At 58.7% G+C, this 15,496-nt stretch carries 15 protein-coding genes; 6 read left to right on the plus strand and 9 right to left on the minus strand.

All coding sequences use genetic code 11. The features are described 5' to 3' along the window. The 5 genes from aroB to DWV57_RS04040 all read right to left on the minus strand — a co-directional run bounded on the left by aroB (position 1) and on the right by DWV57_RS04040 (position 4,101). Positions 1-1,044 (minus strand): 3-dehydroquinate synthase, encoded by a 1,044-nt coding sequence (gene aroB / locus DWV57_RS04020; protein ID WP_097774639.1) that lies wholly within the window; start codon positions 1,042-1,044, stop codon positions 1-3. Beyond that, on the minus strand, positions 1,041-2,111 hold the full coding sequence (locus DWV57_RS04025; protein ID WP_120020030.1) for a prephenate dehydratase domain-containing protein: 1,071 nt from the start codon (positions 2,109-2,111) through the stop codon (positions 1,041-1,043). Before DWV57_RS04025 ends, aroB begins: the two co-directional genes overlap by 4 nt. Positions 2,112-2,414: 303 nt before the next feature. Continuing rightward, positions 2,415-2,594 (minus strand): hypothetical protein, encoded by a 180-nt coding sequence (locus tag DWV57_RS04030; RefSeq protein WP_005943509.1) that lies wholly within the window; start codon positions 2,592-2,594, stop codon positions 2,415-2,417. 3 nt (positions 2,595-2,597) lie between these two features. Continuing rightward, on the minus strand, positions 2,598-3,350 hold the full coding sequence (locus DWV57_RS04035; protein ID WP_120020031.1) for a hypothetical protein: 753 nt from the start codon (positions 3,348-3,350) through the stop codon (positions 2,598-2,600). Positions 3,351-3,375: 25 nt separating this feature from the next. Next, positions 3,376-4,101, minus strand: coding sequence for a lysophospholipid acyltransferase family protein (locus DWV57_RS04040; RefSeq protein WP_120020032.1), 726 nt, complete (start codon positions 4,099-4,101; stop codon positions 3,376-3,378). Positions 4,102-4,321: 220 nt separating this feature from the next. On the opposite strand from DWV57_RS04040, the gene DWV57_RS04045 reads away from it, so the two are divergent. The 6 genes from DWV57_RS04045 (at position 4,322) to DWV57_RS04070 (ending at position 11,317) form a co-directional block, all read left to right on the plus strand. Then, the gene (locus tag DWV57_RS04045; RefSeq protein ID WP_120020033.1) at positions 4,322-5,164 is read left to right on the plus strand and encodes a DUF624 domain-containing protein; all 843 of its coding nucleotides are present in this window, start codon (positions 4,322-4,324) and stop codon (positions 5,162-5,164) included. Between the two features lie 30 nt (positions 5,165-5,194). Beyond that, positions 5,195-6,559 carry a hypothetical protein gene (locus tag DWV57_RS04050; protein WP_118527709.1) on the plus strand — a complete coding sequence of 455 codons (1,365 nt, stop codon included), beginning with the start codon at positions 5,195-5,197 and terminating at the stop codon, positions 6,557-6,559. Positions 6,560-6,613: 54 nt separating this feature from the next. Then, complete coding sequence (locus DWV57_RS04055; RefSeq protein WP_005943500.1) at positions 6,614-7,219, plus strand: cytidylate kinase-like family protein; 606 nt, start codon at positions 6,614-6,616, stop codon at positions 7,217-7,219. A gap of 280 nt (positions 7,220-7,499) precedes the next feature. Continuing rightward, positions 7,500-8,894, plus strand: coding sequence for an MATE family efflux transporter (locus DWV57_RS04060; protein ID WP_120020034.1), 1,395 nt, complete (start codon positions 7,500-7,502; stop codon positions 8,892-8,894). A gap of 44 nt (positions 8,895-8,938) precedes the next feature. Next, entirely contained in the window at positions 8,939-9,646 is a 708-nt protein-coding gene (locus DWV57_RS04065; protein ID WP_005943498.1) for a DUF308 domain-containing protein, read from the plus strand. A 264-nt stretch (positions 9,647-9,910) separates the two neighbouring features. Further along, a complete protein-coding gene (locus DWV57_RS04070; protein WP_118527713.1) occupies positions 9,911-11,317 on the plus strand; it encodes an FAD-dependent protein in 1,407 nt (468 codons plus the stop codon). A gap of 380 nt (positions 11,318-11,697) precedes the next feature. Here DWV57_RS04070 and DWV57_RS04075 read toward each other — a convergent pair whose 3' ends face one another. From DWV57_RS04075 to DWV57_RS04090, 4 genes are all read right to left on the minus strand, one after another. Next, the gene (locus DWV57_RS04075; RefSeq protein ID WP_005943496.1) at positions 11,698-12,174 is read right to left on the minus strand and encodes a peptidylprolyl isomerase; all 477 of its coding nucleotides are present in this window, start codon (positions 12,172-12,174) and stop codon (positions 11,698-11,700) included. A gap of 128 nt (positions 12,175-12,302) precedes the next feature. Continuing rightward, positions 12,303-13,106, minus strand: coding sequence for a TIGR03915 family putative DNA repair protein (locus DWV57_RS04080; RefSeq protein ID WP_120020035.1), 804 nt, complete (start codon positions 13,104-13,106; stop codon positions 12,303-12,305). Next, positions 13,085-14,443 (minus strand): putative DNA modification/repair radical SAM protein, encoded by a 1,359-nt coding sequence (locus tag DWV57_RS04085; RefSeq protein WP_118527717.1) that lies wholly within the window; start codon positions 14,441-14,443, stop codon positions 13,085-13,087. The genes DWV57_RS04080 and DWV57_RS04085 overlap by 22 nt, the downstream gene beginning before the upstream one ends. A 246-nt stretch (positions 14,444-14,689) precedes the next feature. Next, positions 14,690-15,322: an XRE family transcriptional regulator gene (locus DWV57_RS04090; protein WP_005943491.1), complete on the minus strand. Its 633-nt coding sequence runs from the start codon at positions 15,320-15,322 to the stop codon at positions 14,690-14,692. Between the last annotated feature and the right edge of the window lie 174 nt (positions 15,323-15,496).

The raw sequence follows: 15,496 nt of genomic DNA on the forward strand, positions 1-15,496 counted from the left end.
TTACTCCTCAATGCCCAGCAGGGGACGCAGGCCCTCCACCGGGATGGTCTCGGCGCGCCAGCAGCCCAGACCCGGCACCTTGATAATGGTGATCTGGCCGCTCTGTGCCTTTTTGTCGTGCAGCATCTCTGCCAGCACCTTTTCCTTATCGTAAGTAGTGCGGGTGGGCAGGCCAAGGCGGCGGTACACCGCGCGCACCCGCTTCTGCAGTGCCTTGGATTCGATCATGGGCAGCATGCCCAGCGCCACGCACTCGCCGTGGTAAAGGCCCACGGTGCGGCGGCCCTTGATGCCCTTGACGGCCTCGATGCCGTGGCCGATGGTGTGGCCGAAGTTGAGCGCCTTGCGCATGCCCTGCTCCGTCTCGTCCTGCTCCACGATATTCTTCTTGAACCGCAGGCTGCGGCAGATGATCTCGCCGATCTGGGCATCCACATCGCCATTTTCAAAGATCGCGAACAGCTCGGGGTCTGCCAGCAGGCTTGCCTTGACGGCTTCTGCCAGACCGTTGATGAAGTGGCGGCGGGGCAGAGTGGCAAGGGTGTCCGGATCCACGATGACGAGCTTGGGCTGCCAGAAAGCGCCCACGATGTTTTTGGTATCGCCCAGATCCACGGCGGTCTTGCCGCCGATGGAGGAATCGATCATGGAAAGGGTGGTGGTGGGGCAGTTGATGAAGTCGATGCCCCGCATGTAGATGGAAGCGGCAAAACCGGCCAGATCGCCCACCACGCCGCCGCCCACGGCGATTACCAGATCGCCGCGGCCCATGCCGAATTCCAGCATCTGCTTGAGGACGGATTCCAGAATTTTAAAGCTCTTGCTGGCTTCGCCCTGCGGCACCGTGATGATGTGGGCATCCTTGCACTGGTCGGCCACCATCTGGGCGTACTGTGCGGGCACACCACTGTCGGTCACAACGGCCACCCGGCGGTCCAGCCGGGCGAACTGGTACAGGTTTTCCAGCGAGCCGCTCTTGACGATGATGTCATAGCTGCGCTCGCCCAGATTCATGGTCAGCTTGGTTCCGATAAATTCACTCATTTGGTATACACTCCTAACAGCCGCACGGTACGGCAGGTGCGGTCAAGCTCACGCAGCAGCGCGGCGGTCTCGTCGGCGGTGGGGTCGCCCACCAGCTCCACGTAAAAATAATATTCAAACGGCACATGAGGCATGGGCCGGCTCTTGATGGACTCCATATTGAAGCCGCTGGCACCGATGATCTGGATCACCTCGCCCAGCTTGCCGGGCTTGTTGTCCACCGTGAACAGCAGCGAGAACCGGTTGCCGCCGGTAGGCTTTTCGCGGCTGAGCACGATAAAGCGGGTGGTGTTGTCGCCGTCGGTGTTGATGCTGGGCACCAGCACCTCCAGCCCGTACAGTGCCGCCGTCTCCACGCTTGCAATGGCCGCTTTGGAGGAGTCGCCGCTTTCGGCCACGAACTTTGCGGCCATGGCGGTGTTGGCCATGGCGGTGGCGGGCAGGCCGAACTGCCTTAAAAAGGTCTCGCTCTGGGCGATGGCCTGCTGGTGGCTGTAGACGCTTTTGATCTGGTCGAGTTTTGTGCCCGGCAGCACCAGAAGATTCTGGGAGATGGGCAGATCGTACACATCCACCACCCACAGCGCCGGATGGTTATAGCACAGATCCAGCACGGCGGAAACATCGCCCGCATGGCTGTTCTCAAAGGGAACGACACCCCGAGCAGCATCGCCGCGTTCCACCGCGTCAAACACCTCGTCCCAGGTGGGGTAGCTCACAGCCTCGGCGTGGGGGAACAGTGCCCGGAGGGCAATGTGGGCAAAAGCGCCTTCCACGCCCTGATAGGCGGCGCGGTTTTGGCCCAGCACCACGGCTTCGTACTGCTTTGCCACGTCCATCAGGTTCTGCACGTGGTCTTTATAGTAGGGCCGCAGGGCCGGGTCCTGAATGCGGGCCGCAGCCTTCTCCAGCACTGCCGTCTCGCGGGCGGCATCGTAAACGGGCAGGCCATGGGCTCTTTTGTATTCGGCCACCTGCAGCACGGCGGCCATCCGCCGTTCAAACAGCGCAGCCAGCTGGGCATCCACCGTGTCGATCTCGGCGCGCGCCTGTTCCAGTGCGTCCATGGGTTCACATCCTTTTGTATGTATGATAAATACCATCAAGATAATAGATACCCAGTAAGTATACCATAACTGGGACGGAGAAACAACAAAACCTCCGGCGTTTCAAAGGGGAGAATATTTCAAATGAGATATGTGTAAAAAGAACAAAATAGAAAACGAACTCCCTCAGTCAAACCCTTGCGGATTTGCCAGCTCCCTCAAAGAGGGAGCCTTTGACAAAGCGGAAAAGTTTCCGGTTCTTCCAAAGGCTCCATCCCCGAGGGGGCTGTCGCCGAAGGCGACTGGGGGAGTTCTATTTGCATATTATCTGTTTTTCAGCAGTTCTTCCCGGCTCCTTGCTTTGCCGTAATATCTCCCATAGGGATTATCCAGCGCCTGTGCAAGGGAGACCGGCTTTTCCGGCTCTGGCCTTTGCACCGGCTTTGCTGTGCGGTCAAATGTGAACCCGGCGGCAGGCCCGCCGCGCTTTACCCGGAACCGCATGGCTCAGCCCTCTGCACTGGCGGTAGAAACAGCCCCGGCGGTCAGCTTGTTCCACAGTTCTTCGCCGCCCTCAAGCAGGTCGGAGGAGTCCTTGTTCCATGCGCCGCGGATGCCGATATAGTACCGGCTCATCAGCTCCTGACTGGAGCCGCTTTCGCTCTGCACAGCATCAGAAGCGTAATCGCCCAGATCAAGGCCGGTTAGCACCGGGCAGTCGGTCCAGCGGTAGACCATGTTCCACCAGTCACTGTCTGCGTCGGACTGGGGCAGGCTGCCGTTGAGGTAGCGCAGGGTGCCGGTGGTCTGCTGGAACCCGGCTGGGTCGTACAGGATGAAGATGGAGCTCAGTGCACCCTGAATATCGGTGGAAAGCTTGGTGGTGCCTGCCATGTCGAGGTAGGCATCCGAGTCCTCGTTGCCAAAGTCCATGGTGTAGAGGTTCAGCTTTACCACCACCTTGCCGTCGCCGTTCCGGTCTTCGCCGTAGGCGGCAAGGGTGTCCTGCAGGGCGGTCTGGGTGGCTTCCGGCAGGTAGTGGGGTGCCACCACGGCCACGTTATAGTCTGCATGGACGGTAAAGAAATACTGCCCGATGAAGTTGTAGCCGAAGAACACCACGATGATGCCGATGATGATGACCCACTTGAGGTTATAATCCCACCAGTTGGCCCAGCGTTCCTTGCGGGTGTACTGGCGCTGTTTGCGGGGCTGGAGGTCTTTGGGGTCGATATCGCGTTCGTAACGGTAGCTTGCCATGGGGCAGTTTCCTCCAAGTTCTGATTTACAGCTGTGCCAGAATGGCCTGACGCACAGCGTCCGGCAGCTGCTTCTGCTCGGCCTTGCTCATGCCTTCGGTCCGGATGGGCGGCAGCACCTTGATATGCACGCTGCCCGGATGGCACAGGCTGCCATTGCTCTCAAACAGGGCACGTGCACCGGTAATGGCCACCGGAACCACCGGTGCGCCGGTCTTGACGGCAATGCGGAATGCACCGGCCTTGAACTCACCGGCACCGCCCTCTTCTCCCTTGTAGCGGGTGCCCTCCGGGAAAATGATGAAACTCTTGCCGCTCTCCACAATGGCAGTGGCATCGTTCAGGGCGCGCACGGATGCCCGCAGGTCGTCGCGCTGCACGAACACGCAGCCCAGCAGCTTCATCCAGCGGTTCAGCAGCGGGATCTTTTCCAGCTCTTCCTTGGCAAGGATGCCGTGGGGCTTATCCAGACTGGCCAGCAAAAGCGGGATGTCGTAGTAGCTGCGGTGGTTGCCCACGAACACGCAGGCCGTATCTTTGGGGATATTCTCAAGGCCCTCCACGCTCAGGGAAACGCCGGTCACCTTTAAAATACCCCGGCTCCAGTGCGGGATATGCTTGTTGACGAGCTCTTCCACCAGCTGCATGTCGCCTGCAGCCAGAGCGCGTTCCGCCCGGCGTAGCACGCCATAATGGACGATCATATAACCAAATAAGTAAATAAACATCGCAATCGTGCGAAAAATGTTCATTGCGTTTTCCTCCCTCCGGCAAAATATGCCATTGTCATTGTATCACACTTTTTGTAAAAAGGGGAGAAATAACACTTTTTTTACAAATCGGAGGATCTGCGGTCTTGCAAAATTGACAAAATGCGGGTATATTTATAGTTGTAAAGCCAGCACAATGGCACTTTCTGCACGAAATGCTTTCTGCCGGCCCAATGGATGAAGAGAGAGGTACCATACGAACATGGGTTTATTTCCTTCCGCAAATGACTTCAAGGCCGGTAAGGGCGTTGAAAAGGATGCTCCCCGCAAAACCGGCATAGGCCGCTTTTTTGAGCTTGTGGGCCGTGATATGAACGGCATGTTCCTTGCAAACCTGCTGGCCTGCATCGGCTTTCTGCCGGTGATCTGTCTGGTGTACATCGGTTTTCTGGCAAACAGCCTGCCGGTCATGCTTATCAGCGCTGCGGTGGGCGGCATTCTGGCCGGGCCTGCGCTGGCCGGCATGTACGATACCGTGCTGCGCGCCCTGCGCGATGAGGCCGGTTATTGGTGGGTGACCTACCGCCGCGCTTTCAAACGCAACTTCAAGGCCAGCATCGCGCCGGGCATCTTCTACTGTGTAGTGGTCACGGCGCAGATCTTCCTTGTGTATTTCTGCTTCAATATGCTGAGCAAGGGCACCAATGTGGGCGTGCCGCTGTGGGTGGCCACGGTGCTGAACCTGCTCATCTTCCAGATGCTGTTCGCCTACATGTGGCCGCAGATCGTGCTGCTGGATCAGCCCTTCAGCCTGACCGTGAAAAACAGCATCAACTGCATGATCGCGTTCCTGCCCCACGCACTGGCGGCGGCCATCGTGCAGATCCTGTTCTGGGGCGTGGTGATCCTGTGCATGCCGCTGGGCCTGCTGCTCATGCTGATCTTCGGTTTCTGGTTCGTGACCGAAGTATCCTGCCAGATCATCTACGGCGATATTGAAAAGGTGTTCCACATTGAGGAGAGCATCCGCAAAATGAAGGATGCCGAGCTGGAAGCCGCCCTCAAAGAGGACTACGGCGAAAGCACCGACGACACCGAAGAGTAAATTTGAACTTCCGCAAAGGAGAGGTGCTCCATGGAACAACGGAATAATCTGGTTTTGCAGGGCACCGAGACCTTCTCCCGCGGGCAGCTGGACAATGTGGCGCTGGACGGCGGCGCGCTGGTGCTGGACAGCGTGGCGGGCCGCTGCCTGCAATACGGCAGCTACACCACGCCGGAATTTGCCATGCCGGCCTTCTGCAACCTGAATGTCAGCTGGAACGCCTTTGCGCCCCACAACACCATGGTGGAGGTGCGCTGCCGGGTATATGCCGGAGGAAACTGGACCGGCTGGATGAGCTTTGGCAAGTGGGCACCGGGCTACCCCCGCTGCAGCTGCAATTCCCAGAGTGACGACGGCATGATCTTCCTCATGGGCGATACCGTGACCGTGGCAACGCCCGGCGGCGGCACCGGCGTGCAGCTGCAGGTGAACCTTTCCACCAACGATGACAAGGTCTCGCCCGCAGTGCGCCTGCTGGCCGCGGCAGTGCGGCCGCTGGCGTGGGAGAAGCACAACGGCCACCCGCTGAACCGGCAGCTCTATCTGCCGGAATACTGCCTTGCGGCCCACGATCCCAGCTTTGGGCGCACCATGGATCTGCCGCTGGTCATGGCGGCACTGATGAACTGCTGGGGCGAGGATGTCCTGCCCGAAGAAGTGGCTTATGTGATGGAGGACATGGCCCACAGCACCACCGCCAATGCGGCCTTTGCGGCTGCTGCCGCCGGCTGCTGCGGCTACCCCTGCTGGCAGGCATGGATGGACCTTGCCGACCTGCGTGCCCAGATCCACGATGACTGCTGTGTGGCAGTGCAGGTGGAGCGGCGCATCCGCGGCCAGCGGGACCCGGTGCGGGTCTGGATGGGCCTGCGCGGCTTTGGCCACGACGATGCCGTAATGGCAGATTATGTGCTGCTGAACGACCCCACCGCAGATTCCAACGGCGCAGTGAACTGCACCATGGCATTGGTGGACTTTATGCGGTACTTTACCGGGCGCGCCATCGCACTGCGGGCAAAACCCCGCGATATTGCCGCCAACCGTCCGCTGCGGATGCGCTGCGAGCTGGTGCCCGGCGAGACGGCAGACGTTTACTATTTTGAGCAGCGCGGTGTGAAGGACCCGCTGCCGGAAGGCTTTTCCGGCTGGGTGGCCTGTGCGTGCCACGACGGTGTGGCCCACGCCACCACCGCCCACCGCAGCTTCTGCCGGATGGAGCGCACGCCGGAGGGCGGCATCCGCTTCCCGGAAAAGATCATGGCCGCAGGCTGCCGCTGCAGCGTGTATGCAGTGGACCAGACCGGTGCCATGCGCGTGGCGGAGGTGCGGCTGCCAAAGCCGCGCCCCATGCCGGAGCAACCTGTTTCCCAGGCACAGGAAAAGCCGGCGGAATGACCGGCCAGACCCAAAGCCTTTGGGCTATAGATCAAGACATAGGAGGAACACATTATGGCAAAGACGATCATCACTTTGGGACGTGAATACTGCACGGGCGGCCGCTACATCGCTGAAGATGTGGCAAATGCGCTGGGCATCAAGCTTTACGACAAAGAGCTGATCACCATGGCAGCAAAGCACTCCGGTCTTTCGGAAGAAGCTGTTGCCGCCAGTGAAAAACGGCATACTCACAGCCTGCTGTACAGTCTGTACACCATGGGCAATGAGCTGCCGCTGGGCGATCAGGTGTTCATTCTTCAGAGCCGCATCATCAAGCAGCTGGCCGAGGAAGGCCCCTGCGTGATCCTGGGCCGCTGCGGCGACTATGTGCTGCGTGAGCGCAAGGATGTGCTGCGTGTGTTCGTGTACGCCCCCAAGGAGTGGCGGCTGGAATACGCAAAGATCAATCCTCTGGTCAAGGCCAAGGACGAAAAGGGCATCAAGGACGAGGTGGAAAAGACCGACCGCAACCGTTCCGCCTACTACAACTACTACACCCAGAACCGCTGGGGTGATGCCCACAACTATGATCTGGCCATCAACGCCGCTCTGGGCCGCGAGACCTGCGTGAAGATGATTCTGGACGCAGCCGCCGCCAAGGAGAAGAACCTTGGCTGACCGTCCGGGCACTTCAAAATAAAACAGCGATGATTCGTGGGTAGGGCGCTTTGGCACCCTGCCCACGTTTCGGGCAACGGCGACTGTTTTACTCCTTCAGTCACGGCTCCCACCGTGCCAGCTCCCTCGGAGAGGGAGCCTTTGGCAGTATGATGGAGTTTCTGATTTTGCCAATGCCTCCCTCATTGAGGGAGGTGGCATCGCGCAGCGATGACGGAAGGAGTTATTCGGCAGCGGCCTTGCCATATCCCCTATAACCTCAACGTCAAAAGGAGCAAACGTGGAAACAAAGCAACCCCAAACCTCTCCCGCCCAAACGCGGGAAAACGTTATGGGCACCATGGAGATCAACCCTCTGCTGGTCAAACTGAGCGTGCCCATGATGATCTCCATGCTGGTGCAGGCGCTTTACAACGTGGTGGACTCGGTGTTCGTGTCCCATGTGAGTGAAAGCGCCCTCACCGCTGTGTCCCTCGCCTTCTCGCTGCAGAATGTGATGATCGCTGTGGGCGTGGGCACCGGCGTAGGCGTGAACGCCATGCTGTCCAAAAGTCTGGGCGAAAAGAACCAGAGCCGTGCCAATGCCACGGCAAAAAACGGCATCTTTCTTTCGCTGTGCAGCTTCGTGGTGTTCCTCGTCATTGGCCTTACCTGCATGAAGCCCTATTTCTATGCACAGACCAGTGATGCGGCGATTGCGCAGCAGGGCATCCAGTATCTTTCAGTGTGCTGCATCTTCAGTCTGGGCCTTTTCACCCAGACCATGGGCGAAAAGCTGCTGGCCGCTACCGGCCGCACCTACCTGAGCATGATCAGCCAGCTGGTGGGTGCAGTGGTGAACATCATTCTGGACCCCATTTTCATCTTTGGCTACTGCGGTGAGGCCCTCAGTGGTACCACCGGCGCAGCTGTGGCAACGGTCATCGGCCAGTTCTGCGGCGCAGGCATGACCCTGTTCTTCAACCTGAACAGGAACCCGGATATCCAGATCGGCTTCAAGGGCTTCCGCCCCAGTGCAAAGGCCATTGGCCGCATCTACACGGTGGGCCTGCCCAGCATTGCCATGCAGTGCGTGGGCAGCCTGATGACCTTTGGCATGAACCTGATCCTCATGACCTTCTCGGCCACGGCGGTGGCGGTGTTCGGTGTGTACTTCAAGCTGCAGAGCTTCGTGTTCATGCCCATCTTTGGCTTGAACAACGGCATGGTGCCCATCATCAGCTACAACTACGGTGCCCGCAGACCGGACCGCGTGAAAAAAACCATCAAGCTGGCAGTCTGCTATGCCGAGTGCATCATGCTCATTGGTTTCTGCATCTTCCAGTTCGCACCGGATAAGGTGCTGGGCATCTTTGCGGCCAGTGATGCCATGCTGGCCATTGGTATCCCGGCCATGCGCATCATCTGCCTGCATTTCCTGTTGGCGGGTGCCAGCATCGTGCTCAGCTCGGTGTTTCAGGCACTGGGCAACGGTGTGTTCAGCCTGATCGTTTCGGTCTGCCGTCAGCTGTTCGTGCTGCTGCCGGCCGCATGGCTGCTGGCACAGACCGGCAATGTCAACAATGTCTGGTGGGCCTTCCTCATCGCTGAGATCGTCAGTGTCCTGCTGAGCCTTGGCTTCTACGCTCGCATCAACAAAAACATCATTGCCCCCATGTATTCCCCTGCCGAATGAGGACATGAAAAACTGTCCCTGCAAAGGAAAGGAACGTGATCTCTATGGTAAAAAAGCTCAAATGGAATCTGGTGCTCATGAGTGCGCTGTATCTGGGTCTGGGCGTTTTTCTGCTCATGAAGCCCACCACGGCCCTGAACATCGTGTGCTATGCGCTGGGCGCTGTGGTGCTGGCCTGCGCGGCGGTGCAGCTCATCCGCTATTTTGTGGTGGAACGCGGTGTGTTCCAGAGCCAGCTCACCCTGATCTCCGGCATCATCTGTCTGGCATTGGGTGCGTTCCTGATCCTGCGCAGCGACATCGTGGTGAGTATCCTGCCCATCGTGTTCGGCCTGTTCGTGATCTTTGACAGCATCAGTCGTGTGCAGAACGCACTGGACCTGCGCCGCTGCGGCTATTCCAGCTGGAAGAGCTTTCTGCTGCTGCCGGTGCTCAGCGTGGTGCTGGGCGTTATCATGATCCTGAACCCCTTCGGCACCATGGAAACGCTGGTCATGGCCATTGGCATCATCCTGATCGTGGAGGGTTCCATCAACCTGCTCAGCGCCCTGTACACGGTGCTGGCCGTGCGCCGTTTTGCCAAACTGCACCCGGAGACCCAGTCCATGCTGGAGTCCCTGACCGGTGAAGACCTGAACGGCGACGGCGTGGTCGCCCCGGATGTGACCCGCACCGATGCCGAGGCCAGCGCTGTGGAGCTGGATGAGGTGGACGAGAGCGCCACTGTGGAACAGGAGAACGAGAAAGATTAACGGGCTTGCCCTCTCAGTCTCGCTCTGCTCGCCAGCTCCCCCAAAGTGGGAGCCCTTGGCGGTCCACGCAAGGTTCATCTCTTTGCCAAGGCCTCTCCCTTTGAGGAAAGACTTCCCCCGCGCCGGGGGAAGATGTCGCGTAGCGACAAAAGGGGGAGTGTGGAACGGCGTAAGCCGTGACGGAGAGGGCGAGGCCGTCAGTCTTATCATGCAAGCTTGAGCCAAGCTTGAGCAAATAAAAATCATATAAAGGATAAAAGAGAAATGGAAAAGTATGATCTGATCATTGTCGGTGCCGGCCCGGCTGGCATTTTTACCGCTGTGGAGCTGCTGCGCCACGGCAGCAAAAAGAAGATGCTGCTGGTGGAAAAGGGCAAGCCCGTGGAAAAGCGCCACTGCCCCAAAGCCGAAGTGGGCCACTGCGTCAACTGCCGCCCCACCTGCGCCATCACCACCGGCTTTTCCGGTGCAGGTGCCTTCTCGGATGGCAAGCTGAGCCTCTCCTATGAGGTGGGCGGCGACCTGCCCACCCTGATCGGAGAGGAGTTTGCACAGGAGCTTATCGACTACACCGACAAGATCTATCTTGAGTTCGGCGCAGACCCCCATGTGGAGGGCATCTACACCGGCGAGGAGATCAAGGAGATCCGAAAGAACGCCATCCATGCCGGCCTGAAGCTGGTGGACTGCCCGATCCGCCATCTAGGCACAGAGAAGGCGCAGCAGCTGTATCTGGCCATCCAGAACTATCTGGCCGACAACGGCGTGGAGATGCTGTTCAATACCGAGTGCGAGAACATCATTCTTGAGAACGAGGAGTGCAAGGGCGTGCTGCTGAAGGACGGCGATCAGGTCCGGCCTGTGTATGCGGATACCGTGGTCATTGGCACCGGCCGCCGCGGTGCAGACTGGCTGGAAAAGATCTGCGCCGAGCACCACATTGCCCACAAGCCCGGCACCGTGGACATCGGTGTGCGCGTGGAGTGCCGCAACGAGGTCATGGAAAAGGTGAACAAGGTGCTGTATGAGTCCAAGCTCATCGGCTACCCCAAGCCCTGGAAGAACAAGGTGCGCACCTTCTGCCAGAACCCCGGCGGCTTTGTGGCACAGGAGAACTACGACAACGACCTTGCCGTGGTCAACGGCCACAGCTTCAAGGAGAAAAAGAGCGAGAACACCAACCTTGCGATTCTGGTCTCCCATAACTTTACCGAGCCCTTCAACCAGCCCATCGCCTACGCCCAGAAGGTGGGCGAGCTGACCAACATGCTGGGCGCAGGCCACATCATGGTGCAGCGCTACGGCGACATCCTGGACGGCAAGCGCACCTGGCAGAAGGAGCTGGCCCAGTCCAACGTGAAGCCCACCCTGAAGGATGCCGTGGCAGGCGACATTACCGCTGCCATGCCCTACCGCGCCATGACCAACATCATTGAGTTCATCAAGATGCTGGATATGGTGGTGCCCGGCTTTGCCGCCAACGAGACCCTGCTGTACAGCCCGGAGCTGAAGTTCTACTCCAACAAGGTGAAGATGGACGAGAACCTTGACACCAACATCAAGGGCCTGCACTGTCTGGGCGACTCCTCCGGCTGGACCCGCGGCCTGATGATGGCTTCGGTCATGGGCGTGCTCATGGGCCGCAAGCTGGCCGAAAAAGAAGGCTGCTAAAAAACGGCAGCATCGTAAATATAAATAAAAGAAAAGCGACAGTGTGTCAAAATTGCACGCTGTCGCTTTTTGTGCTATACTGTCTCTGCGGCCCTTCTCCATGTCCCCCAAGCGCGGAAAGGAGGTGGCACCCATGAATGGATTCGTCACATTCATTCAGACTGTCGGAGCACAAGTAGTAGCCTACTATCTGTGCAAGTGGCTTGACAGTTTGATCGGCAAGGGCAGTAAGCACTAAAAAGAGCCCCTCGGTAGTGCTAGTACCGGGGGGCTTTGTTTTTTGCGTGGCATCCACGTTCAGGCTTCGTCACATTGCCTAGCTCTATTATATGCAGCTACGCGCAAAAGTCAAGAGAAGCAAGGTGGATTTTTGAGGAGGATCAGCCCTCAATGAGCTCCACAGTCTTCATCTTGACCGGGGTGGTGGGCTTATCGTTCCAGTCGGTGCGGACAGCTGCGATCTTATCCACAACATCCATGCCTGCAACCACCTTGCCAAAGGCAGCGTACTGGCCGTCCAGATGAGGTGCATCCTGATGCATGATGAAGAACTGGCTGCCTGCGCTGTTGGGGTTCATGGCGCGTGCCATGCTGATCACGCCGCGGGTGTGCTTGAGCGGATTGTTCACGCCGTTTGCAGCAAACTCGCCCTTGATGTTCCAGCCGGGGCCGCCGGTGCCGTTGCCCAGCGGGCAGCCGCCCTGGATCATAAAGCCGGGGATCACGCGGTGGAAGGTCAGGCCGTTGTAAAAGCCCTCGCTGACCAGCTTCTTGAAATTCTCACAGGTGATAGGAGCGGCTTCTTCGTTCAGCTCGATATCGATGATGCCGCCGTCTTCCATAGTAATGCGAACCATAACGCTACAATACTCCTTTTGTGTTGCCCCGCAGCAGTGCGGGAGTGTTCGGCAGAAGGCCTGCCGGATATCTCTTATAGTATACCATAGGTTTTGGGGGTTGCAACGCCGCAGATGCAACGTTTTTGTTAAAATTCATCTTTCATCTCCACCATATCGGCCCAAAAGCGCTTGGGGCAGTGGGTCATGCGGCATTTTTCGTTGTGACGGGCCTTGATCTCCAGCGTCTGGTAGAACTGCTTCCACAATGCCTGAAACTGCTGCTCCCGCTCGCTGGGCGGTGGCAGCTTCAGCGGCGCGGCCAGCTCCAGCAGCCGGGCCTTGTGGTCCTCCTGCAGCAGCACAGCCTGATGCACCGCATCGTAGATCATAAAGTTCTCTTCCGGGAAGCGCCCGCAAAAGTGGGGCCGCAGCAGCGGCAGGATGTAGTTTTTGGGGTGGATGACGGTGCCCAGCATCCCGTCGTGCTCCTCGAAGCGGACGAAGCCCTGAAACTTGTCCACTTCCCAGTCAAGGCTTTTCTTCATCTCATACAGCGGGGCCACGTCCGGGTGGCCGGTGCGCTTCACGGTGCCGGGGCCGAGGGCGAAGGCCAGATGCAGAAAGCGGATGAGCAGCAGCTCTTTGTCCTCCCGCCCGGAGAGGAAATCCCGGCTGACGAGATACTCTGTCTCGGGGCCAAGCTTTCTGCCAAAGCTGGCAAACACCCGCTGAGCCTTGGCGTGGTCGGTGGGGATGTCCTTGACCGGGTACAGGGTGGAAGTTTCCCGCTGGGGCGTCCACACCGCAAAGGGAATCTCGTGCTGGGCAAAGCTCTCGAACACGCAGCACAGAAAGCCTTCAAAGCTGCTGTCGTAGAGGTACACCACATCCGCATCGTGGAGCCTGCGGGCTTTCTGAACTTGAACATTTACAGCGCCTTCGCCAGACATTGCACCGCCTCCTCCCGCACCATGCGCATGGCTGCGCGCGGTGCCACGCCCTGCGTGATCAGATCGTCCACCGCAGGCGGCGTGAACAGACTGAGCTGTTCGCAGCTGCCGCCGAACACGTTGGGGTCGATGAGCGCCTGCGTGATGCGCTCCCGCCCGGCGGTGCCGCGGCCCGGGTGCGCACCCGCAAAACCCTTGCAGGTGATGAAATACTGTGCCCGCTTGAGCACCACGCCCATGCGCTTCAGCTCGTCCAGCCCAAGGCTGGAAAGCTTGCGCGCGTGCCAGATGCGCCGGGCGCTTTTGGGGCCGATGCCCGGCACACGCAGCAGCATTTCAAAGGGCGCGCGGTTCACATCTACCGGAAAAAGCCCGTAGTGCTGCACGGCCCAGTTGCATTTTGGGTCGAGGTAGGGATTGAAGCTCTGGTTGGCTTCATCCAGAATTTCGTCTGCCTTGAACTGGTAAAACCGCAGCAGCCAGTCAGCCTGATACAGCCGGTGCTCCCGCAAAAGCGGGGGTTTGGTGTCCAGCGCAGGCAGGCGGGTGTCCTCGGCTACCGGGATGTAGGCGGAGTAGAACACCCGTTTCAGACTGTACTTCTGGTACATGCCCTCAGTGAGCTTTAAAATGTGGTAGTCCGTCTCCGGCGAAGCGCCCACGATCATCTGGGTGCTCTGCCCGGCGGGTGCAAACTTTGGCGCATGGCGGTAGACGGTCAGCTCCTGTTTGCTCTGCGCGCCGGAAACTGCGATCTGCTTCATGGGCCGGAAAATGGAGTGCCGCCCTTTGTCCGGGGCCAGCAGGTTCAGGCTCTGCTCACTGGGCAGCTCCACATTCACGCTCAGGCGGTCGGCCAGATATCCCAGCTGCTGCAGCAGTTCCGGGCTTGTGCCGGGGATGGCCTTGGCGTGGATGTAGCCCCCAAAGCGGTATTCGTCCCGCAGCAGCCGCAGGGCGGCCAGCATCCGTTCGGTGGTGTAGTCCGGCGTGCCCAGCACCGCGCTGGAAAGGAACAACCCTTCAATGTAGTTGCGGCGGTAAAACTCCACCGTCAGCTCGGCCAGCTCCCGGGGCGTGAAGGTGGCGCGGGGGATATCGTTGGACTTGCGGTTGACGCAATAGCTGCAGTCGAAGGCACAGCAGTTGGTCATGAGCACCTTTAAAAGGCTTACACAGCGGCCGTCGGCGGTAAAGGCGTGGCAGCAGCCCGGCGCATAGCAGCTGCCAAGAATGCCTGCCCGCGCGGTGCGGGATGCGCCGCTGGAGGTGCAGGCAACATCATATTTGGCGCTGTCGGCCAGAATGGTAAGCTTGTCCATCAGGGTCTGTTCCATGCAGAATACACCTCCAAAGTGGGAAAAAGGGTCAAAAAATAAAGCCATGCGCAAAATGCAGATGGCTTTTATGGCTTCACGGTTAGCGTCCTCGCCCTCTCAGTCTCACTTTGTTCGACAGCTCTCCCAAAGGGAGAGCCCTTGGCAAAACCAGAAACTTTGCTGTACTGCCAAAGCCTCTCCCTTTGGGAGAGGTGGCACTGCATCAGCAGTGACGGAGAGGGCGAGCCCGCTTCCCTTATAAAATTACCATTTTGCCTTAGTCTCCACCACGCGGCCGGCGATGTGCAGATGGTTCAGGTCCTCGCCCTTGATGACCATTTCGCTGTAGGCCGGGTTGAAGGGCTGCAGCACCACGCAGTTGCCGCGCTGGATATAGCGTTTCAAGGTGCCCTCGCCCTCATCGCCGTAGATCAGCACGCCAAGGTCGCCGTTTTCCAGTGTGTCCTGCTTGTGCACAAGGGCAAGGTCGCCGTCCTGAATGCGGGGCTCCATGCTGTCGCCGCGCACCACCAGATAAAAATAGTTGGAGGGGTCCTTCACACGGGCATACTCCTGACCGTAGTCCTCCTCAAAGGCGAGGGCGCCGTAACCGGCCTTTACCGTGCCGATCACCGGGATCAGGCTTTCAGAATAGCTGCCAAAGAACCGCTCTTCCGGGGCGGAAACATTGCTTACCGGGCGGTACAGGCCCAGCAGATAATCTGCTGTGGTGTTCAAAAGCTCGGCAATGCGGGCCACGGTAGACGGATCGGGAGAGGACTTGCCGCTTTCCCATTTGCCGACAGCCTGCTGTGTCACGCCCAGTTTGGAAGCCAGCTCAGCCTGGCTGATGCCCTGCTTTTTGCGGCACTGCTTCAAAAGTTCTGAAAACGACATGGTATATTTCTCCTTTACACCGCGAGGAAATTTTCTTGTGTTTATTATACAACAAAAAGGTGTACTTGTAAAGACCTGAAACAGGCCGAGACCCAAAAAGGTTGTGGTAAATTTTGTTTTTAAGGGCTGAAAGAAAAAAATTGCGCCAAAGGCTTGACACCGGCGTGCAAATCT

The sequence above is a fragment of the Faecalibacterium sp. AF10-46 genome (genome assembly GCF_003604105.1).
Lineage (GTDB): Bacteria > Bacillota > Clostridia > Oscillospirales > Ruminococcaceae > Faecalibacterium > Faecalibacterium taiwanense.